The organism is Streptomyces sp. NPDC044061 (assembly GCF_056434305.1).
Map to the genome: position 1 here is coordinate 1 of NZ_JBWKFL010000043.1, position 21,949 is coordinate 21,949.

8 protein-coding genes are annotated in these 21,949 nt (G+C 68.9%); 5 read left to right on the plus strand and 3 right to left on the minus strand.

Features of this window, described 5'->3' with window-relative positions; genetic code table 11:
- Positions 1-95 precede the first annotated feature (95 nt).
- From AC07CM_RS41205 to AC07CM_RS41225, 5 genes are all read left to right on the plus strand, one after another.
- The gene (locus tag AC07CM_RS41205) at positions 96-482 is read left to right on the plus strand and encodes a hypothetical protein (protein ID WP_478881668.1); all 387 of its coding nucleotides are present in this window, start codon (positions 96-98) and stop codon (positions 480-482) included.
- 7 nt (positions 483-489) lie between these two features.
- Complete coding sequence (locus tag AC07CM_RS41210; RefSeq protein WP_478881669.1) at positions 490-1,542, plus strand: hypothetical protein; 1,053 nt, start codon at positions 490-492, stop codon at positions 1,540-1,542.
- Between the two features lie 122 nt (positions 1,543-1,664).
- Entirely contained in the window at positions 1,665-2,441 is a 777-nt protein-coding gene (locus AC07CM_RS41215; protein WP_478881670.1) for a hypothetical protein, read from the plus strand.
- Complete coding sequence (locus AC07CM_RS41220) at positions 2,428-4,161, plus strand: dynamin family protein (RefSeq protein ID WP_478881671.1); 1,734 nt, start codon at positions 2,428-2,430, stop codon at positions 4,159-4,161. Before AC07CM_RS41215 ends, AC07CM_RS41220 begins: the two co-directional genes overlap by 14 nt.
- Complete coding sequence (locus AC07CM_RS41225; protein WP_478881672.1) at positions 4,158-5,525, plus strand: dynamin family protein; 1,368 nt, start codon at positions 4,158-4,160, stop codon at positions 5,523-5,525. The genes AC07CM_RS41220 and AC07CM_RS41225 overlap by 4 nt, the downstream gene beginning before the upstream one ends.
- A gap of 531 nt (positions 5,526-6,056) precedes the next feature.
- On the opposite strand, the gene AC07CM_RS41230 is transcribed toward AC07CM_RS41225, so the two are convergent.
- Genes AC07CM_RS41230 through AC07CM_RS41240 form a run of 3 tightly spaced genes read right to left on the minus strand, consistent with a single transcriptional unit; the run spans position 6,057 to position 20,368 of the window.
- Positions 6,057-6,263 (minus strand): hypothetical protein, encoded by a 207-nt coding sequence (locus AC07CM_RS41230; RefSeq protein WP_478881673.1) that lies wholly within the window; start codon positions 6,261-6,263, stop codon positions 6,057-6,059.
- A gap of 40 nt (positions 6,264-6,303) precedes the next feature.
- Entirely contained in the window at positions 6,304-8,403 is a 2,100-nt protein-coding gene (locus AC07CM_RS41235; protein WP_478881674.1) for a hypothetical protein, read from the minus strand.
- A gap of 13 nt (positions 8,404-8,416) precedes the next feature.
- On the minus strand, positions 8,417-20,368 hold the full coding sequence (locus tag AC07CM_RS41240) for a toprim domain-containing protein (protein ID WP_478881675.1): 11,952 nt from the start codon (positions 20,366-20,368) through the stop codon (positions 8,417-8,419).
- Between the last annotated feature and the right edge of the window lie 1,581 nt (positions 20,369-21,949).

The window sequence follows — 21,949 nt, forward strand, 5'->3', positions numbered from 1 at the left end:
TCCGCAAGACCGGACCCGCCACCTACGCCCTCGCCTGCTGACCGCGACGGACCTCGACACCGACCACAAGATCCTTAACTTCCCGGTCTTGGGTCTTGGAGAGGGTAAAGGCGCCGTTTGCCGGGCTGCTCGGAGCGCTGGCCGGCTCGTCAATGGTCCCTGGCGCAGTGATCCCCGTGTCCTGCGGTCGTCGTGACGTCAATGTGCTGGCTCCGCTGATCTGGATCCTCGCGCGCGGACTGGACACTGTCGCCGGCAGGCTCGCGACCGACGAATTCGCAGCGTTGGGCAAGGCACGGGACGCAGCTTCCCGCGAGTGGTTCCTCAGCCGTTTCTACCGGGAGTTCATGGGGATTCCCACCTGGACCCAGATCTCTGCGGAACACCACGCGCAGGCCGCCCGGCTGCGGCAGAGCCTTCTCACCGCGAAGCGGCACGCCGTGGAACTCCGCCTGCTTCTGCCGAAATTCGAGACCTTCTAGGAAGATCATGAGCCTGCCCAAAATCGTCATCACACAGATGGGTCGCGCGGGATCGGGCAAGACCCTCTCAATCTACGCGATGTACATGCGGATGCGGATGGGTGTTGACGGCTTCACTCTGAAGCACCTGGACGAGGTGATGGGGCACCGCATCTTCGATGCGTGGAAAGCCCTGGAAGAGACCGGAACCGCCCCTGGCCCCACTGAGAGCGCCCCGATCAGGCATCCCCAGCTCCTGCGCCGCTACTTCGACCCGTGGGTGGAGCTGGACCTGACCGACTACCGGGGCGACGTCATTGAGGGCACCAGCACCTCTGGTTCCGACGTCCAGGCCTTGCACGAGCAGCTCAACGACACCGATCTGGTCTCTCTGGTCCTTGACGGCCGCGAGTTCGCGAGCTGGACGATGGACCGTCACCCCATCAGCCCGGCCAACGACCCGATGGGCCTCATGCATCTCACGAGCCTGCTCCAGGATGCCTGCGAAGCACGGAGCGTTGAGAACCGGCGAGTTCCTTCGATCGCGGTCATCATCACCAAGTGCGACGTCATCGCGAAGATTACCGGCGTGGACGATGAACAGGCGGTCATCGCCGCGAACGCCGAGCACCTCATCAAAGAGTTCCCGGTCCTCGGGTACCCCGGCCTGACGACCATGTTCTGCCCTGTCTCGGTCGGCGATTTCGACGAGAGCGAGTTCGGCGGCGTGCACGTGGACTTCACCAGCTTGCGTCGAGTCCACCACCTCGCGCTCTTCGCGCTCCACCACCGGATTACCGAGAACCGGGGCGAGCTCCGCGGGGCCATGCGTGCCCGGGAGGCACGGATCTCGGCCACCGATCTGGAACTAGCACGGCAGCGCTCGGGCTTCTCCTTCCTACGCGGCGGGCGGATCCGAGCCAACGAACGGCTGCAGCAAGGGCTCGCCTCGGACAACCTGAAGGACTCCGAGAGGCTCGCCGAGGAGCTCACCCTCGCACAGAAAATCGAGGAGATCCTCGCTGAGAACACGTTCCTCCACGGCGGGAAGAAGATCAGCCTTGCGAAGGCGGCAGAGTGACCGAGACGACTCCCTGGTGGCCCCTGGTGTACGCACGTACGCACAAGGTTGACTTCTGGCGGCACGCCGAGCCCCCGGAGACCGGATTTGCGACTCCGTGGGTCGAACGATCCGTCCACAGCGTGGTCGACACCGGTTGGGCGCTGCAGCAGGAGACTCGCTATCTGTTCGCCAGGAACGACGGCCGCGTCCTGATCGGCGGGGCATGCTCCGCCGCAGCCCTCAACGACCGCTACTGCGAGGACAACACAAGGCCGCACCCGCGCCGTCTCTACGTGTTCGTCGGCTGGCTCGCCCGCGACCCGCGGGCGGACGAGCTTCCGTCACTGGAGACCTTTCGTGACGGCTTCACATCGTGGGCCGCCGTACCGTACGAGCAGTGGATCGGCCCAGACTGGCTGCGCGAGGATCGCAGGCCGACTCCGCGGACCACCGAACCAGTAGAGGCTCCTTGGCCTGGTGCCTTGCCAACTCCGGGCCCGTTTCCGAACGGCGAAGGGGTTCACCTGCTTCCTTCCGGCAGCACGGCGGGCGAAGTATGGGCGGCACTCGCGGCGGGAACCGAGCCCTGCGCACTCGCGGGCGACTGGGATGAACCCTATGTGCGGCGCACCAGCCTCGAGTGGCTGGAGGGAGTCACCCACGTCGGTGTCCGAGGAATCTCGGCGCCACAGGCCGTCATCCCACCCCGACCGACCGAGATGGAAACGAAGGAGGATGCGGCTCTTGTCTCGGCCTCCGGATACCGCCGGGTGCGCGTGGTGCGCGAACCCGGCCTGCTGAGCCGAGTGGTCGAAGGCCTGCACGACATTGGTGAAGACCTGCTCGACCTGATCAGACCCGGCTCACGAGAACCCCGTGTCGACTCACGGAAGGAGAACCTCCATGACAACCGGTGAGATGGAAATCGAATTCGCCCACCGCGCGGCCGCTGCGGCCGACGGAGTCCTACATACCGAGATCAGCAGGCACTACCGGGCCGCCATCGAGGCGTCCGTGGGGCGGATCGCCGAGCCGGGCCTCACCGTGACAGTCGTCGGCGAGCGCAACAAAGGCAAGACCAGCACCGTCAACGAGCTGACCGGTGCCGATCTTCCAGTCGACGATCTTGAGTCGACCTCGGCCTACAGCGTCCTGCGGCCGGCCCTCGACGGGGAGGTAGACGCTATCGTCCATCTCGTCGACGGCAATGTCCTGAAGATGCCCGTCGCGGAAGCCTACCGATACGCGGCGAGGAGGGAGGCCACGGGTCCGGACGCCAGTGCCCTGGAGATTCCGCTGGGCTCCTCACCGCTTCCCCAGGGCACCGTCGTCGTCGACACGCTTGGCTACAACGGAGAACTCCCTGGCCATACGGAGATCACCAAAGCGCTAATGGCTCAATCCGACGTGGTCGTCGTCGTGGTCGACGCCGACAGCGAACTGCGCCGCAGCGACGTGGAGTTCCTGCGCGACTCCACACCGCACCTCATCCATGTGGTCTTCGTCATGACACGCGCGGACGTCAACCCGTCGTGGCGCACGACGCTCGAGGCGAGCCGTCAGATCCTCCGGGAGGAACTTCCAACGCTCGCCGAGGCGCCCTGGTACCTAAGCCGGCCCGGCCAGGAAGACATCGAAGACCTCAACGGCCTGCGAGCGAACCTGATCGAACTCGCCGGGCACGCCGACGTCGTGCGCAGGCGCAATCTCCTAGCCCTGACCGCCTCCGTCTGCGACGACCTGCTGGCTCGCCTCGACTCGGCAGCGCGGGCCGCCAGACCGGCACTGACCACGGACGATCTGACCGCACGCGAACAGCGCGTCACCGAACTCGACCAGATCATTGGTCGGCTGCCGTGGCTCCGTGCCCGGCTCGCGGAGCAGATCACGACAGGTCTCCACCGGACGCTCGCCGAATCCTGGCAGCACATCGAGCGCCTGACTCACCAGCGTGTCAACCTCAGTCCACCGCCGAACCCCACGGACGTCTGCGAGGAGATCGAGGGGGCCGTCGTCGCCATCGAGGCGCGGCTGACCGCCGCAGCCGCCGCGGAGACGGCCGAGGCCCTTAGGGAGATCGCGGCGGAGACCGGAGTCACCCGCCTCGACGCCGGTACGGCCCTCTCCCTGCCTGCCTCGGTCTTCGAGCCGGGCGACCTGATCCTGACCAAGCGGGATCACGCCAGCGTCTTGGCCGTGGTCGAGTGGTACCCGATCGGGACCGCCCAGTGGTTCTACCGGGTGGCGCGGACCACCCTCAAACTGTCCGCTGGTGCCAGCGCCTTCGTCGGTGTCGGGCTGGGCGCCGCTGTGCTCTACCGAAGGTGGGTCCGGCAGGCCCATATCAACACCCGCTCCGACGTCATGTGGTACCTCAACCAGCGAGCGGCCGTCGTCACCCCCGAAGCCCGCTCGGCGGTCAACCGCTATGGCGGCGAGGTGGCCGCAGCACTGACCGATGCCGTCAGGGATGTCCTCCAGCGGGAGAAGCAGGTCGCGGAGCGAGAACTGGAGATGATGAGGATGCGCGGCAAGGCCGCCGTGGAGCAGCGGACCAAGGCGATGGCGCAGATCCGCGAACGGATTCAGATGATCACTGAACTGCGAGAGGCGGTCTGCTCGGCGGCGTCGGCATGAGCAAGCTGATCGACGCCTTGGACGTGGCGCTCTGCTGTCTGATGGAGGAGGCTCCGGCCGCCGGACCGCTCAGAGCTGCAGCCGAGCACCACCTTGACAGACTGCATGACCCTCAGCTGCGGGTCGCGATCTCGGGGCAGCTCAACGCAGGGAAATCAACCCTGATCAACGCGCTCTTCCAACAGGAACTCGCCCCGACCGGAGCCACGGAGACGACCCGAATCCCGGCTTCCTTTACGTTCAAGGCGAGGAGCCGTCTCACCGTCGTATGCGCCGATGGCACGATCTTCACCCATCCAAGTGGTCCGGGCGGGCGCATCCCCGATCATCTCGACCTCCGTGGGCGTTCACCCGAAGAGATCACGGAACTGCGCCTCGAGACACCGAACAAGAGGCTGGACACCGCCTATACAGTCCGCGACCTACCCGGCACCAACTCAATCTCTCGCCTCGACAGAGCGGCACGCGCGGCGATCGATGGTGCCGACGCGCTCATCCATGTCATGCGGGACCCGGACCGGAGCGATCTCCAGATCCTGAATCTGCTCGACACGAAGGCGTTTTCCCCTGCCAACCTGATCGGGGTCCTCAGTAGGATCGATGCGCGATCCCCCGTGAACCCGTGGCTGACCGCCCGGCGCTCAGTCGAACGCCTGCTGGAGGAGATCTGTCGGCCTGCGGGCATAGTCACGCTTCTTCCGGTAGCGGCCAAACTGGCCCAGGCCGGAGCGATCATCACTGCCAGGCACTCCCGGTTGATCGCCGGGCTACGCGACTGCCCGGACGAAGAGGTCGAGCGGGCGCTGGCGGACCTGACGGCATTCAAATCGTGGGACACCACTCCGATCACCGCCCGCGAGCGGGAAGAACTACTCGACCTCCTCGGGCTCTACGGTCTGCGGGTCGCACTAGCCACCAATGGCTCGGTGACCGAGATGGCTGCCCGCCTGACCGAGGCGTCCGGCCTCCTGGAACTCGAATCGGCCATCACCGGCCTGAGTGGCTCCCTTGCGGAGACGCTGCGCGCCTGTGGGGTCACTGCCTCCCTGTACCGGCTCCCCGCCCCTTCCGTCTCTGGGAGCACGATCAAGGAGCGCGCGGCGTACATGAGCCTCATGAACACGTTGAGGATCCTCAACCGCGAGCACGCCGACCTGCGATTTCACGCGGCAGCACGTGCCATGGCCGAGTCCGGCATCTCTGAGCTGGCCAGTCGGCTCGTACCCCCGCCTCTAGGCACAGCTACCGGAGACCTCGCCAAGTCGGTCGCGGAGCTACGCCGCATGGAGGCGACGGCCAAACTCTCCGTCAGGAGCGCGCTGCACACGCTGCGCACCTATTGTGAGCTCGCCTCTCCGCAGTGACATTGCCGCATCGAGGTTGTTGAGTAAGCACGTCCAGCCACCGCACTGATGAAGATCCCGTCATCGGGGATGATGAGTCATTTCGGAGCTGAGTTTTGGCTCCACCTGGAGCACGTCTGGCCCCCCTCGTGGCGGCGAGGCTAGTGTCTTTGACTCAGCGCGGGCCTGTGAACGCCCGGCCGCACGACGGATGAAGCCCCCCGGCAAGCTCCGATGCCGAGGACCGGCCACCCGCGACGCCTTCACCCATTGACCGCTGAGGCCGACAGAACGCGCCATGCCTGGCCAGACCTCTGCCACCAGCTGAGGTTCCGATGACCACGGAGGCACTGCTGAGCCGGTGGCAGACCGCAGTGCAGAAGGTTGAGCTCATCCACAGCGCGTGCCCGTCTACCTACTTCATGAGTGGACCGCCGGATGCCTACGAGAACATCGTCCGGAGGGTTTTGGCACGGAGCCGCGCCTAGAGGCGGCGCACGGATCGGGGTGGCCGAGCCCTGCCGTACGGTGCGGACAGAGCCCCGCTCCCGGTCAGCGAATGCCGGTGTAGGACTGCCGGGGCAGCTGCGCGTAGCGCTGCTCCTCCGCGGGAGGCTCCTCGGTCAGGTACGCCTCGTCCTGGGCTTGTTGTTCCTGCTGCAGCCGAAGGTCCGCAGCGGCCTTCCTCCTGTGGCGTTCTTCCTCCTGCTCGCGCAGCCTGGCCTGCCGCCGGTACTCCTCGAGCCGTTGGTCTTCCACTCGACGCGTCCCTCCTGTGGTGTTCTGCTCGGTTCGATCGTCAGCGCACGCCAACACCGATGGTCTGCTGGGTTTGGTGGGCGTTTCGCTGTGCTTCATCCATGGTGGTCGTCTTTGCGGCGGCGACTTCGGCGGGTGCCGGATGGGCGGCGGCCCGGGCTTGCGTCCCGGCTTTCAGCTTCTCGCTCACTTCCCTTACCCGCTCTTCCATGCCGTCCAGCAGCTGGGCGAGCTCCTGGTCGTCGCCCGATGCTTTCGCGGCGGGGGCGGGCCGGGTGCCGAGGCTGCCCGGGTGAGGGTGCTCGGCCGACCGGTCCCGGCGGGGCAGCTGAGGCGCTGTGGTCGCCGGGGCTGGCTCGGTGGGGGCGGTCGGCAAAGGCGCGGCCGGTGCCTGCGTCTGATCGGGCTCCGCCGCCGTGAGGGCGGAGCCCGACTGCGCGAGCGCGGTCGGGGCCGCCGGAGCCGAGGATGCCGCCACCGCTGCGGCGCCGTTCTGCGTTTCGAGCAGGTTCGGGAGCCCATGTTCAAGCAACTGCAGCTGGCGGGGCAGCTGGTTGCGGGAGACGGTGAGGGTTCCGCGAGGCTTGAGGCCGTTGGGCGGTCCCACCAGGCTGAGCGTCTGGAGCACGGCTAGGGCCCGCTCCGCCTGGGCATGGGTGAGGTTCAGCTCGGCGGTCTCGCTCAGCGCGAGCGGTGAGGTGGCCGTTTCGTCTGCGCCGTGGGTGAGGAGATGCTGGGCCACTGACCGGATCTGGTCGGCGTTGAGGTCCGCCTGCAAGGCGTCGGCGGTCAGCTCTGGCGGTCCCGCAATCTCCTGAGCGAAGCGGTCCTTGACCTTGTTGAGGAACGGGGCGTCTCGGTGGAAGGGGTTGTTCTCCACCCGGCGGTGCAGCGCCGTGATGAGAGCGAGGCGGGTTTCCACCGGGTTGTCGGTTTGCAAGCCGGCCACGAGATCGCTGGGAGGGAAGACTGCCTGAGTGCCCCATTCCTGGTCCCCGTCGGCTCCGGCGGCGGCGATGTCCCTCTGGGCGAGGAGGTAGCGGATCTGCAGCTCCGGACGGTCGTGCGGCCGCAGGTTCTTCGAACTCAGCTCTGCGCGGACGGTGCGGGATTCCTCGTAGAGCGTGTCCATGTACCGCTCGGGAGGGTCGGTTTCGTAGTGGCCGAAGTCGCGCCGTTCGCCCGCGCTGAGGGTGCCTCGCATGCGTTCGAGGCGCTGCTCGGCGTAGTGGTAGATCATTGCGGCGATGTTGCGGCGCCCTGAGGTGCCCTGGTCCTGGTTGTCGTAGCGGCGCATGACGGCCCGCCCGATTTTCGAGATCATTTCGAAGCCGCGGAGCTGGGCGGTCTCCACCATGCCGTGCAGGCGCACGTCGAGGGTGAGGCGGTGTCCTGCGCGGCGGGCGCGGCCGGCCAGCTCACTCAGGGAGGTCATCAGCTGGGAGGCTTCGGCCAGTTCCGGGTCGGCGGCCGCGCTTGTGGACAGGGCGCTGTCCAGCTCCGGATCGTCCGGGTCGTCCAGCGCCGAGCCGTCCATGGGACCGGGGGCGGGCCCAGTCTGTTGGATTGCCTTGTCCAGTTGGCGGATGTGCGCCATCAGGCGTCGGGGGGTGTCCAGTTCTTGCGCGCTGTCCAGGCCGGCAGCTTGGGCGGCGTGCAGTTCGGCGGCCTGAACGAGGGTGCGCATGGCTCGTCCGCCGGGGCTGTCTCCCTGATTCCAGGTGTCAAGGTGGCTGCGGACCTGCGCGGCGTACCGGGCGATCACGCTGGCGGCCAGGGTGGTGATGCGTGCCGCCTGGATTGCCACTTGGGGTGTGCGCTCGATCTGGGGAGCCAAGCTCTCCAGAAGTCCGCTCACTTGGCGGTGGATTTGGGTGAGGGCAACCCACCCGGTGTGGCTGTAGTAGTAGGCCTGATTTTCGTACGCGCGGTCCATCACCGCATCCAGGCCTCTGAGGTCACGGGGGCCTGCGGGCGGAAGGGCATTCGGGTCGTCGAGGGCACGGGCGCGTCGCATGCCCTGTTGGAGGTTCTCCAGCCGGGCGCGGCGTTCGAGCATGGCCTGCACCTCGTCTGCGTCGGTGCCGACGGTCTGCTCTGGGGCGGTTGGGGTGGGTGCGGTCGGGGTGGGCGTCGTCATCGCGTCTCCGGCGTCAGGACTGGCTGGGGGCGAGTGAGGTGGACTGACCGGCGGCGAGGGCGTTGGTCTCCGCTTCCTTATGCACGGTCCTGCGGGCGCGGCCGACGGGCGCGCGATTGCCCGGTTCGGCCAGGCCCTGGGGCTTGCTGCGTTTCTCCCGGGCGGCGAAGATCTTGCTGACCGCCTCCTCGATCCGAGCAGGGTCGAGTTCGCCGGGGTCCGCCCCCTCGGAGTCCGCCGCGTCGCGCGCGGGACCCTTCCTGACAGTTTGCGCAGGCGGCGGTGCGGCAGGCGGCGTACGCCGGGCGGGTGGGCTTGCGGGCCGAGCGAGCAGAGCGTCGATGTCGGTGGGCCGTGCCAGGACGGTCCGCGGTGCATCGGGCCGGTAGGGACCGAGGATCTGCTGTTCCTCCAACCGGTACAGGAGACGGTCGGCGCGCTCGGCGGTGACGCCCATGGCGCGCCTCAAGGTCAGTGGGGAGGCGTTCCGGTGGGAGGTGACCGTGAGCGCGGCCTGGCGCAACTGGACCGGAGGGATGGACCCTTGCGGGTCCGGACCGATGGGGACGGTCCCGATCAGGCGCTGCTGGTAGGCCCAGGCGACGCCGGTGAGAAGGTCGGCGGTGGGGTCGTAGGGGTTGGACTCCTCTCCGGTGTGTGGGTCGGTGTCCCGCAGTTCGGCGACTCGCCTGTCCAGCCGGTCCAGCAGAAGCTCGTGGGCGTCGATCAGGTTGGGAATGGGTGGTGCGCCGGCGACGAGGCCGTTGTCAGGCAGGAAGTCCGCGCCTGGCGGCTGTCCGCTGAGTTGTTCGTAGCGGGCACGCTGACGCGCCCGGTTGATGATCCACTGTTCTTGGAGTTCGCCGCGCTCGGCGAGCGTGGTGGGGGGAGCGGCCATGCGGCGCTCGAGGTCACGCTCGATATGGGCGAGGTCCTGCATGCGCCGGTCGGTGCGTACCGCGCGAGGGGCGGGCGCGGTGTCGGGGTCCTGCCCGCGCAGGCGGGCGACGGTGCGTTCCAGGCGGCTGCTCAGGCCGGTGAGCCGGATCTTGGAGGCGACGGTCGCGAGCCCTTCGAGGACGCGGACGAAGCAGCGCTTGGCCCGGTTCATCAGCTGCTCGCCGTTCGGACCGTGCAGTCGGCGCAGGGCAGGCTCGCCCGCGTCCATCTGGGCGACGAGGTCGGTGATCTTCTCGTAGAGGGTGTTGGGCAGGCCGATGGAGTACGGGCGGAGCACGGCGAGGGCTTCGTGTGCATTGTGGTGGGCGACGGTGAGGTCGGCGGGCATCGGCGCTGGATCGCCGACTGGGAGCTCGGCGGCGGCCGCGGTGATGTTGTGGAGCTCGGCTGCCTCCTGGCTGAATCCGTTGTCGAGTTCCTCCCAGCTCAGCTCGGTGCCGATGGCCTCTTCCTGGATCCAGGAGCCGTCGTTGCGCAGGACCCAGATGTGGTCGTTGGCCGCGAGGTGGTTGAGGGCGAGGTCGGGATGTCCGGCGGTGTACAGGGCGACGGCCTGTTCGGCGCGGTGCCGGGTCCGTTCGTCGTTGCCGTCGGGGCCTTGGGCGATCGTGTCGAGGAGGTCGGCGAGCTGGGCGGGGGTTGGGCGGGCGGGGAACTGTGGGGGGAGGATGTTGCGCACCGCATCCCGCCAGGTTTGGCTCACAGGGGTGCCGAGCAGTCCTGCGGCCTGGGCGGCGCGCCACTCGACCGCGGCGAGCAGTTCGGGGCCGGTCATCTCGACGATGCGGCTGTAGGACAGGCGCAGCGAGTCGGATCGCGAAGGGCCAAGCCACACCACGACGGTGGGGTCGTCGCCGGTTTGGTCGTCTCCGGACGTGCTGAGGTCGACGCCGTGGATGGTGCCCAGTTTCAGGGGTTGGGGCAGCCGGTCGGGGTCCGGGGTCTCGGCGGTGTGCTGGCCCAGGCGTTCGTGGACGGCGGTGTGCAGGGCGTACGCCGCGGTGGTGCGGTCCGTGTGCTCGACCGGCTCTCCGTCGACGGGTGAGGGCAGAACCATGCTCAGCGCGAACTCCCCGCGGGCGGGGGCCGGTGCGGCGGCCGCGCTGGTGGGGGTCACGGGGCCACTCGCGCGTCCCCCGGCGGGCCACTGCCCGGGCCGGGCGGCCTTGGGGCCTGTTCCGGTGGGGGATGCCGGCGAGGTCACGGGAGGTGCCTCGGCGGCGACGGCGGCGGACTGGCGGCTGCGGACGCGGGAGTCGTCGGCGAAGTATCCATCTGGATCGGCGGCGAGCAGGTCCAGGGCCTGCTCGTACACCTGGTGTTGGTAGTCGGCACTGTGACTTCCGGGTCCGAGTAGTACCGCTGTGGCGGTCATGTATCCGGGGATACTCCACTCCTGGTGCAGACGCTTCGCCCAAGTGAGGGCGGCCACCTCCAGCGCAATCCTGGCACCGGATGGAGCCGCTTGGCCCCCCTGCTGCATGGAGTTGGCTTGGACCGTCTGATGGATGTAGTAGGCCGCCTTAGCGGCGATGTCCTCAGTGCGGAGGTGGAAGGATGGGGTGGAGTCGATGGCGTGGTTGCCGCGTTCAGTCTCATTTGCGGCCCTGATCAGGACCGCCTCGACGATGGCGTCCAGGAGCGGCTGGCTTTGTTCCAGGGTGCGCAGCACGGGCGTGGCACCGTCACCGTCGGTCTTGATGCCCTCTTCCCAGAGCTTCGCCGCGTCCTTGGCGCCTGCGGCGGTGGTCACCGCCGTCGGGCCGCTGGCATTCACCAGTAGGTCTGCCTTGTTAAGCAGCACCTGGCGGCCACTGTCGTCCGCGTCCAGGAAAGCAATGTGAGGTCGCGGGGTGTTGGTGTCGAGTCCCCGCAGGACCGTGAGCTGGCGCTCGGTGAACGCCGTGCCCATCGGAGCGCCGACCACAGGCCGCTGCTCGAGCGGCAGCGTGGCGGCCGCGCGCGCAATGGCGATCACATCGAGATAGCCCTCGACGCTGACCCGCGGGCCACGGCTCCCGGCCAGGGCTTGCGCCTGAGCGGGGTGATGGAGCCCGAAGACCAGGTCGCCCTTGGTGAACAGGACCGCGTCGTTGGAGGTGTTGAAGTACTTCTGGCTCTGGCGCTTCTTGGCTTCCTCCTGGGTTTCGCCTGGCCGGTCGATGCGCCGCCCGCTGAAGCCGACGATGTCTCCGTGGTCGTCGTGGACCGGGAAGGTGATGCGGTCGTCGAGGTAGTCGATGAGCCTGCCGCGCCTGCTCCGCATGGCGAGACCCGTCTGCAGGAGTTCGTCCTCGGTGAAGCCCTGGGCCGTGAGCTCACGGACTAGAACGTCAAAGCGGCCGGCGTCACGGTCGGAGGGCGCGTAGCCCAGGCCCCACTCCTGCTGTATCTCGAGGGGGAGGTGCCGCTCCTCGGTCAGGTAGGTGCGGGCCAGAGCGGCATTCGGGTCGTTGCGCAGGCGTTCGGCCAGAATCGTTGCGGCCGCGTTGTTGGCGGCGATCAGTCGCTCGCGCGGCACTGTGGACTCCTGCGGCGCGGGGGCGTCCGCCGTGAGGGAGCCCTGGCCTGCCTGGGCGGTGTGCTCGATGTCGACACGGTAGGCAGCCAGGCCTTGGTCCTGGTGCTGTCGGATCGTTCGGGTGAGGGCCGTGCGGAGGTTGTTCGAGATCTCGCGGTCGCGCTCGGCGTTGCCGCTCGTCTCCAGGGTGAGCACCACAGTACGGGGGGCGGTGAGGACGCCCGTCACCTCCGCAGGTACGCCCAGGTTGGTCAGGGCGGCGCGGGCCAGAGTGGTGAGTTGGGCGACGTGCTCGGCGCCGGTGGGCGCGGACCGTTCGGCGGGGGGCGCGGGAGTGGTCACTGCCTGCCGAGCCCCGTCCTGCGGCTGCTGCTCTGGTGCGGGTCCGGCAGCGGCGGCGGGCTGAGAGAGTGAGCCGCCGGTGTTGATCAACGGTGCCGGTTGCGCTTCCTCGGTGGTGGACGCCGGAGGCGAAGAGGTCTTCTCCGCTTCCGGGGTCGCCGCCGGCACATCCGGGACGGCCTCGGCTGCCGCTTCCGGCGCGACACTGATTTCCGGGGCGAGAGGTTCACGCAGTTCGGCGGCTTCCTGATGGTTCTGGGCCGCGTCCGGTTGACCCAAGGCTCGAGCGTGGGCGGGGGCTGCGATCAGTGGAACTGCCTCCGGTGCCTTGGGCAGCGACGCCTGGGCATGTGCGGTGGGGGCGTAGTCCAGTAGGGGGCGGCCTCCGGAGTCGATCGCGTTCGCCCATGCGGTGACCGCTGTCAGCAACGTCTCCGGGGCGACCACCGCGAGGTCCTCTTCTCGGATGGTGACGGCTCGGGCGCTTCCCTCTTCGTTCACTTCGGTGAGCCCGAGCATGAGCGCTGCTTCGGGGGTCCCGGCCTGGTGGACCATCGCGTAGATCGGGCGACCGCGGATGTGGGCGAGCAGCTCGACGCCCGCATTGCCGCCGGCCAGGTGGGTCCGTGCCTGGGCAAGCAGGCGGGGCGCGGCCTCTTCGGCGTCCATGATGATTTCGCCGGGGAGTTCGAATACGGGCAGTGGGATGTCGTCATCCGGGTCCGCCTCCACGGTGGCCTCTTCTGCCATTGCGGGTGTCTCTTCGGCCAGGGCCTCTGCGTGGACGGGTTGTTGGGTGAGCTGTCGAGCGCGGTGCTGGAGGTACTGGCCAAGCTCCATCTCGCCGGCCTCGGTTTGCTCTCGGAAGGTGATGAACCTTCCGTAGGAGGCCATCTGGCGCAGTTGGTGCAGCTGTTGGTTGTGCGTGCTACGCGCGGCCTGGCCGAAGGCGAGCCTGGCCATGGTCAGTTGGGTGCACGTGATGTGGCGGCCGAGACGCTGCGCGAGGGGGGTGCGCTGGTTGGCCTGTTCCGTAGCACGGGTGAGCGCGGTCTGAAGGACGAGCAGGGCGGTCAGACCAGAAGGGCCGAGAGTGTTGTCGTTGGCCAACGAAGCTGCCGCTGCCGCTGCTGCCGGGCTGCGCGCGAGCCACTGTTGGTGCTGGTCAAGTTCTGCCAGCAGTGCCTCGTGGCCAGCGGCATAGGCGGCCGCGTCGGGGTAGGCGGTAGCGGGTTGCGGGGCCGTCTGCTCCTTCGACCCAGTCGGGCCAGAGGTGACGGGTTCCTCGGCGGCGGCCGCGCTCGGCGGCGTACTGGTGGCCATGGCGCCCTCCTCACGTACGGCGGCCGGTGGGTGCGGCGGCGGGCTCTTTGCGGGGGCGGGGACAGCGGGCCCTGGCCGGTCGGCGGGCGTGTCGGTGACGGTCTCGTTTGCCGGGGGGTCAGCCTCCGTGCCGGCCCCTCCGTCCTGTCCGGCGGGTGCGGGTTTGACGCGTACGGCGTCGGTGTCGCGACCGTCTGCCTGCGCAGGCGCAGAATCGTTGTCGGCCTGTACCTGCGCGGCCGACCATGGGGCGGAGGCGGTAGGGGGCTGCCCCTGGGCTGTGCGGTGTCCGGTGGGCTGTCTCAGCCCGCGGGTGTCGGTGCTGTCGCGGTCCGGTACCGCTCGGCCTTGGACCGGGTCGTGGCGTGCGACGGGCTGAGGGTTGGTGCTGGCCGTTGGCCGAGGCGATGCTGCAGTCTCGGCCTCGATGACCTCGCCCTCGGGCTCCGCGTCTGTGGTGGTGTTGTCCGCGGCGATCGCTGCCTTTGGGGCTGCGGACATCTCGTCCTCGGCCAGCAGACCTGCCGCCCTCTGCTGAGGTTCTTCTGTGACCGTCGGCGTGGCACGGCTAGGGCGGGGTCCGACCGGGCGCCACGTTGTCCGCCGCTCGGCGTGGGTGTCGACGGTGTCGGTCTCTCCCAGGGCGTAGGCGCGCAGGGAGTTGGCCACGTGCTGGGTGGCTTCTGCGACGCTCTCCGCCGCGGGCAGATGCGGGTATGCGACCGCCTTCCGCCCGAGTGGGCGCAGGTCGCCAGTCCATCCGGCGGCGTCTTCCAGGACGTGGATGATGGTGTCGGCGTCGAGGTCGTGCTCCGTGGCATGTGTGCGGAGCTCGATGAGGTAGCTGACGACGATGCCGCGGACGCGGTCCCGGTGGACATCGTCCGCCTGCACTCCCTTAATGGTGCGCCACTCGGGACTTCGGACGTTTTGCACGTAGTGGTCTGTCGCCTTGTGGCCTGCCTCCACCAATGCAGTGCGCAGGTGGTGTACGGCTCGGGTCGCATAGTCGCGGGTGCGCGGGTCGATGACGCTTTCCAGCGCGGCGGCGGCATTCTCGTCGAACTGGGCCAGCGGATGCTGGTGCGTCCACAGCCCGTGGTCGGGGCCTGCCGCCAGGTCTGCGACGTCGCGTGCCGTGGACTGCGCCGCGCGTTCGGCCGCGTCTGCCGCCACGGCCAAGGCGGCCTGGATGTCCTCCTCGTCTTCGCTCGCTCCCCTGTGCCAGTTGTCGGCCAAAGGCGCCGGAGCGGGCGGCCGGGGGCCGTCCTGCTGCTCCTGGGGCGCGGGAAGAACGTCCAGGGGGGTGTAGTCGATGGGTGGGAGCGGTGCTTGTTCCACGGCCTTAACATCGCGCGGCACGCCGGGCAGTGTGAGGTCGTGGCGAGCGAACCAGACGATGCCGCTGTCGGAGAGGTGGACCGTCCCGCCCGCGTGGTGGGCCAGCCCCTCCTCCAGGACGGTACGGAGGTGCTTTTGCGAGGGGGCCTGCCGGGTGGGGCGCCGCGGGTTGGTCAGCATGAACACGCCGTCGACCACGCTGATAGCGCCGCGTGCGATGTCGGCGAGGGCCTGGTGGCGCTCCCTGGAGTACCGCGGCAGCGCCGTTTCTGTCTTGCCCGATGAGGGGGCGGCTTCCGCTGTCTTGGTGGCTTGTGCGTCAGGTCCTGGTGTCGTAGGGGACGCCGGCTCGGCGAACAGGGCGGTCTGTTCCTGGACGTCCGGCTGGACCGTGTCAGTGAGTGGCTCGCCGGTCAGCCCGCTCCGTCGTTGCTCACCGAGCTCTGTGAGTCGGGCGTGCTGGCGATGGCCGACTTCGGGCTGAGCGGCCGGCACGGTGATGAGGCCCAGTGCGCTCAGGCTCCACAGCGCGCGCGTGGTCCAGTCGAAGGTGCCCTCAGTGCCCCGATCGCTCGGGCCGACGCGGTACCAGTCGCCCAGGGAGCGGAAGATGCTTCCCCGGGCCACGGCTTCCAAGGCTTGCTGTTCGTGCTCGTTCAATTCGACGGTGCGCGGGTCGCGCTGGTCGGCGTGCCTGGCGGCGTGCTTGCGCACCACAGGCATGATCTCGCTCAGGCTGCTCACGGCCTTGATCTGCTTGGACTCCCAGGCACGTGTGGGGTCCGTGATGAACCGGACGCTGTACTTCTTGCGGTCGAATCCGGGTGTGCGGTAGCAGTAGCGGCCGTTCGGCAGGGTGATGTCGTAGTCGCCGTCGAAGCGGCCGGCGTACCCCTCGAAGGACTCCCCCGCGCTCGTGTCGATCCCCAAGGCGGCCTTGCCGAATGCCGCGTCGTTGGCCAGTCGTTCGCGCCACCGTGTCTCGAGCTCCGGCTCTGTACTCGGCTCAGTCGCCTTGGCCGGTGACCTCGGTTCGGGGGCAGCATCACCAGGTGACAGTTGCATGATCGGAGCGGGAGCCCTTGCGGCCGGCACGGGATGCGGCTCGTTCTTGTGGTCGGGCAAATTGGTGAGGGCTGCGGGCACCTCGTTTCCCTTGGCCGCTGACGGCGGTGCTGCCTCAAGTGCCGAGGGCGGTTCGGTGGACCATCCCTCTGCGGCAAGAGCCTCTACGCGAGGCGCGGGAGTGGGGGTCGCCAGGGTTATCGGAGTGTCGGGGACTGAGACGGTCTCGGCGCTTGGTGCCTCGGATAAGGGGGCGGTGTTCGGCGCGGATTGAGCAGCCTGCTGGGCGGTGAGGTCGGGTAGGTGCGCCGCGATTCCGGCATGCAGCGAGTACTCGCCGGGCCGCGCGCGCCGCACACCGTCACGCAGTATCACGTTCTTGGTGAGGCGTTGGGCCTGATCCGGGTGGCGATCCGGCCACCAGAAGCCCGGAATCAGCTCGCCGTCTCCACCAACCACGGCAGTACCGAGAGCGAGGGTGCCGCCTTGAAGCGGAGGGAAGTAGCCGGCCAGGCTGGAGGCGTGCTCCAACTCTTCCTGGTCGAAGGTGAACATGACCTCGTCGCCGGGCACAAGGTTGGCCGGATCGGCAGGGTGGATGTAGTCGAAGTCCGAGAACCTGCGCAGCGACAATGCTTCCATCCAGCCGTACGCCCGCGTGTTCTCGCGCAGTCGCTTTAGCCGGTGGTGGAAGCCGAAGGTGAGGTGAGAGTGGTTGCTCTCTACGTAGTCGTAGAGGAGATGTCCGCCCTGCGGTTCGTAGGGCACGCGGGGGCTGGGGAAGTCGTCGGCGTCCCAGGGGTAGGCGTTGCCCTCGGCGTCGGTGAGGCGTCCCAGCAGGGCTGCGTAGCGCAGTGCGTGCCGACGCGACTTCACACTCCATGGCACGACCGTGCCAGCCGAGCCCGGGGTGATCACGTACCATCCGTCGCTCGCTGAGCCGTGGATCGCCAGTCGGCGGCTGGGGGTGAGTTCCAGAGTGGGGTCAGTCGCCAGCTGGGCCGCGTACTTCGTCCGGCCGCCCATCCCGTAGCGGATGAGCCCGGCAGAGTCCTTCTGGCTGTTGGGCGGGCGCGCTGCCAGGTCGGCCATGTGGGCGCGGAGTTCGTCGAGGTTGGCGAACCGTGGGGCGGGTGGGTTCGGGTCCGGGGTGGCGGTGGCGGCCTCGACGCGCGCGGCCAGCTCGGCGAAGTGGGCCCATTCGGCGGGGGCGGCCAACAGTTCAGCGACCGTGTTCTCTTCATCGGCGGCCACCGACTCGAATTCGACCAGCGCATCGCGAAAGTCTCGTGCGCTGTCCCCTTGCGGATCACGCGGCGGGGACGTGCAGACGATGGCGGACAGCGCCGTTCGTACGCGCTTCTTCGCGTCGGTGCTGGTCACCGCGTCCTCGGCGGTGTTGATGGTGCGCATGATGGCGTTCATCGCGACCCGGACGAACGGCGCGGTTCGCGAAGGCTCCAGGGTGAGCTGAAGCAGCTCGGCCGGATTGCCTTCTGCGGTGCGCAGCCGTTCAGTGCTGTAGGCGCGGGCCCGTGCAGCGAGGTCGGTGACCGTGTCACGGATCTCCTGGGCGGCCTGCGCTACCGCCGCGTGCTCGTCGGGGTGGTCGGCGAGCTGCTGCAGTTGGTGTTCGAGGTTGTCTGTGAGCTGGGCGTACGGGTCGTCGGGGTCCAGTTCTCGGCGCTTGGCGGACAACGGGGGGCGTTCACCGGTGAGGTCGGCGAGGGCCCGGCCGTGCGCGCGTCGTCGCTGCTCATTCCAGACCAGGGCCGGCATGCGCGGCACTGGTGGGGCGAGGGACGGAGACGCGGCGCCGGCACGCGGGCGCTGCTGCGGGCCATCAGATGCCCTGAGCGCGGGATGGCCCTCGACCAGGGGCCCCGGTGTCTCGTCGTCGTCCGGCTCGGGCTGCCGGCCGGTCAGCTCGTACAGGGAAGGGAGCAGGGGCGCGAGCGTGATGAGCGGATCGGAGTCCGGTTGCGGCAGCTCGACGCTGTGCTTGATGCGAGCGGGCCGGATAGGACCGCGGAATTCGCCGACGATGTCGCAACGCCCGGGGTGACGGATGATCTCCGTGATCACGACGGGCGTACGGCCCCGGTCCAGCACCATGCCTGCCCTGAGTGCGGACAGAGGGATGGTCTCGGGATTCCTGTCGGTACGTGGGTCGGGAAGGTAGGCGATCAGACGGTCCAGGTCGGCGCGGACCTGATCCGCCCCGGGCAGGTCGAAGATAGGTGCTTCGTCCAGGTCGAAGAGGGAGGCGCGTGCCCCCGCGCGGGGGGAGGGCTTGCCGCGGCGCGCGGTGGGCACGGGCATCGTCGCCATGAACTGCGTGACGTGGTCGAGAACTTGCGTTGTCAGCCGCTTGACCTGGGCGCGCAGCTCGCGGGCCAGGTCTAGTTCTCCGGTGGCCGCGAGCAGAGAGTCGCCGTGGCTTCCGCCACGCAGGCGGACTCCCGCCTCTTCGGCGGTCTGCAGCAGGCTGAGTGCTTCGGGGGTGGTGGCTTCGCGCAGCCAGAGGCGGATGCGGTCCCAGGTCACCTTGACCGTCTGGTCGGCGATCTGTGCTTCGAACTGCTTGGCGCTGTGCTTGTGGCGGACGCTGACACCGGGGGCGAGGCCCTTGTTGACGTGGCCTGTCCCTTCGCCGTAGTAGCGCATGTGCTGGTTCTTCCAGCGGGCGAAGACGTCATCGTCGTCCACCGACGCCATGAGCTCGACCAGGGCACTGTCGGACAGAACACCACGGAGCGCCCAGGCGCTGGCCCATGTCTCCGGGTTGAGCGGTTTGGGCCCTTCAGCGAGGGCGAGGGCCCAGCCCTCGCGCAGGATGGGAATCTCGGCGCCGCCAGTCGCCTGGCCGGTGACGGGGGAACGGTCCCGCGGCGCCAACTCGTCCGACCTCGCTCGTGCGCCGGGAGCAACCTCCGGGGCTGCACTCGAATCCCGCGCAGCGTTCACGGGTGCGCCCGTGTCGGTCTGGAGCGACTGCTCCCATAAGTCGGCAGGCGTGGTGCTGCCCTCAGCCTCGCCCGGTGCTGCCTGCGGACTCTCGCTGATCGTGGCCGTCATGGCGGGCGACGGACCGGTCATGCCCTGGCCCGCCGTGTCATGCGTCTGCCCCGTTGCGCTTCCTGGCCTGGCCTCGCCGTCTGCGAGATGCCCGCCCTGGTTGCGTGCCCTGGGCGCGACGCCGGCGCTGCGTGTCCCATCGGCGGTGAGCGAATGCAGAGTCGGGAGGCGGGTCTGAGTTGACTGCCGCGTGTCCACCGCTGCCCGCGCCGGCCAGTGCTTCAGGTAAAAGTCGGCAGCCTCCCGCAGTCGCTCGACGCACGCTGCAGTCTCTGCCGATCGGGGGTCGTCCGCGACGAACTCCTGGTAGGCGATGACCTGTGCACGGGCAGTGAAGACGCCCCGGCTGGCCTGGACGAAGTCTCCCTGATCCAAGACTGTCACCGTCTGCCCCAGGATCTCGCGGACCTCCTCCAGCCGGTCGCGTCCCGCTCGGACGCCACGCAGGCGCGCCACGTGCATCACAGAGGCAAAAGCCGTGAGGACCATCGCGAACGCAGCGGCCACGTGCTCTTTCTGCGACAACCGGACGGGCCGGTCATCCGACCACTTCAGGTCCCACTTCTCCATGGCGGGCAGACGCCGCGCGATCGCCTTGGCCGCGTCGCTGCTGCGTGATCGTTTTCGACGCGCGCTTTTCAGACGCGCCGCGTAGGCGGCATCGTCGTCGGGGTGCACGCCTTCGGGGTACAGGTCCGCCAGATACAGCCCTTGCCTGCCCCGTGCTGTGGGCGCGAGGGCCGAGCCGTCCGCCCTGTCGTCGGTGAGTGCCAGGAACCCGGCGTGCAAAAGGAGGTCAACGCGCTGCCTATTGACTCGGCGACCGACCGTAGTGGCACTGCCCGGCTGACGGTAGGTGCCGTCAGCGCCCACCAGTAGGCGCCCGTCATGGGCCAGACGCATCACGTCGACCAGCGGCCGGGACCACCCGAGCTTGGGCACCACATCCTCGGCAAAAGACATGTCTCGCAAATGCCGCGTGTGATTTTCCTCGTCCATCCCGGTTTCGGCACGTAAGGAGTACTCGGTCAGCTCCTCCTCGGCCTGCGCAAGGGCAGCTCGATATACATCGAAGTGGCTTGACGCTTTACCGCTCTCGTCGTCGATGCTTGGTACTTCGGCCGTACGGCCCTGCTCGGCTGGGTAGAACTCGTGCTTCCCGCCCTCATCGACTACGACGCCGTCCGGGCTCTGCGCGGCGACGTGTCCCGTGCCGCTCGGTGTGACGACATTGCCCCTCTCGTAGGCCGAGGTCGTGTCCTGCGAGGTGTTCGAGTCGGTGTCCCCACCTTGGGCGGTTTCCGGTTGGGCCGCGGCGGCGGGCTGATTGGCCAACTCCTCGACGTTGGTGGGGCTCGTAGTGGCGGTGGGAGCAGGCGGCACCGTTCGCTGTGGGTGGTGCTGGCGCTGGGAGGTGGTGTCGCTGGCAGCCGAGTTTGTGATGTGGAGTGCGGGTGCGTCTGGGTCGCCGCGCGCGTCGGCGTCCGCCTCCTGGCCTGCGCTGCTTCGGGGAGCGCGCGCCGCGGTGCGGGTGGTCGCCGTGGACGCGTGGCCGTTCGTCTGCTCGGTGCCTTCCAGGTTGGTGGGCGTGTGCTGCTCCGGTGGTGTAGCAGGATCAGGGCCTCCGGGGCGCCCTCGCTCGGGCGCGAATGCCTGCGGAACGTCGTCCGCGGCAGACCATCCAGGCGCCGGGTCGAGCGCGGCGAGGGCGGACGGCGTGTCTTGCATGGCCCAGCCAGTGGGCGGTGCCGCGGCCGCGAGCTGCGGTCTTCCTGGGCCGTCGCTGTCACCGTCTGCGGCGGGGAGCTTGCGGGCCTCGGCACCGTGCTCCGGGGTGGCGTCGGGCTTGGGGTCAAGGGCGGAGGGAACCTCATCGAAGGCCGTCCATCCGGTTCCTGGCGCGGGCGTGGCAAGTGCCGAAGGGACATCATCGGCCGTCCACGCAGTTCCCTCGGCGAGTGACGATTCCGGAGTGGGGGGCGCGGCCACATCCCGGGTCGAATCTCCAGGTCCTGCCTGCTGCTGGAGTGCCGTCTGCGAAGCGGCGGGCACCGCGAAGGCGTTGGGAACCTCAGCCTGGCCTGCCCACCCAGGCGCCCGGGATGGCTCGGTGCCGGACAGGGCAGGCGGGACCTCGTCGTCGGATGCCCACCTGGCGGAGGCGATCGCCTCGCCCTCGTCCCCGGCCTGCAGCGCCCGGGGAAAGTCTCCCTCGCTGCCCCAACCGGGTGCGGAGGCCAGAGCGGAGGGCACGTCACCTGCGTCCCACGCCGCGGGCGGTCGGCCAGCTGTATCGCGCGCGACCGGTGGTTCCGGCGCAGCGCCGAAACGTGGCCCGGACGGGGCCGGCTGAACGGCACCGGCATCGGGGGCCAGGGCGGAGGGAGCGTCGTCACGTGCCCAGGGCTGGGAGCGCGGTTCAGCAAAGGCGGAAGGGGTCTCGTCCGTCGTCCAGCCCCCTCCGCCAGCTGGCCGCGTCGGCATGTCCGCGAGGGCGGAGGGGACCTCTGCCTCGTTCCAGCCGTGGGCAGAGAGGGCGGTCGTCCCCAGCGCCGAGGGCACATCGTCCAGAGCCCATCCCGTAGCAGTGGTGCCCGGCGTGCCGTCTGCTGTGAGCGGAGTGTGCGCGCGGTCGGCCCGTTGGCCCGACCTGGTCGAAGGGGCCAGCGCGGAGGGAACGTCGTCGCCAGCGGACCACGGCGCGGGCGGTGCGAAAGCGGAGGGCGGCTCCTGCTCTCCGGTCCAGCCAGGGTCTTCAGCTGGTGGGGTCGCCTGCTGCACGGTGATGTCCAGAGCACGCGGCGGGTCGACGACTCGCGTGGAGTCCTCTGTGTCGAGGGCCGAAGGCGCGTCGTCGCCCCAGGCGGAGGCGTCGTGGGGCGGGAGCGGGAACTCTTCGGGCGCGGTGGCCAATGT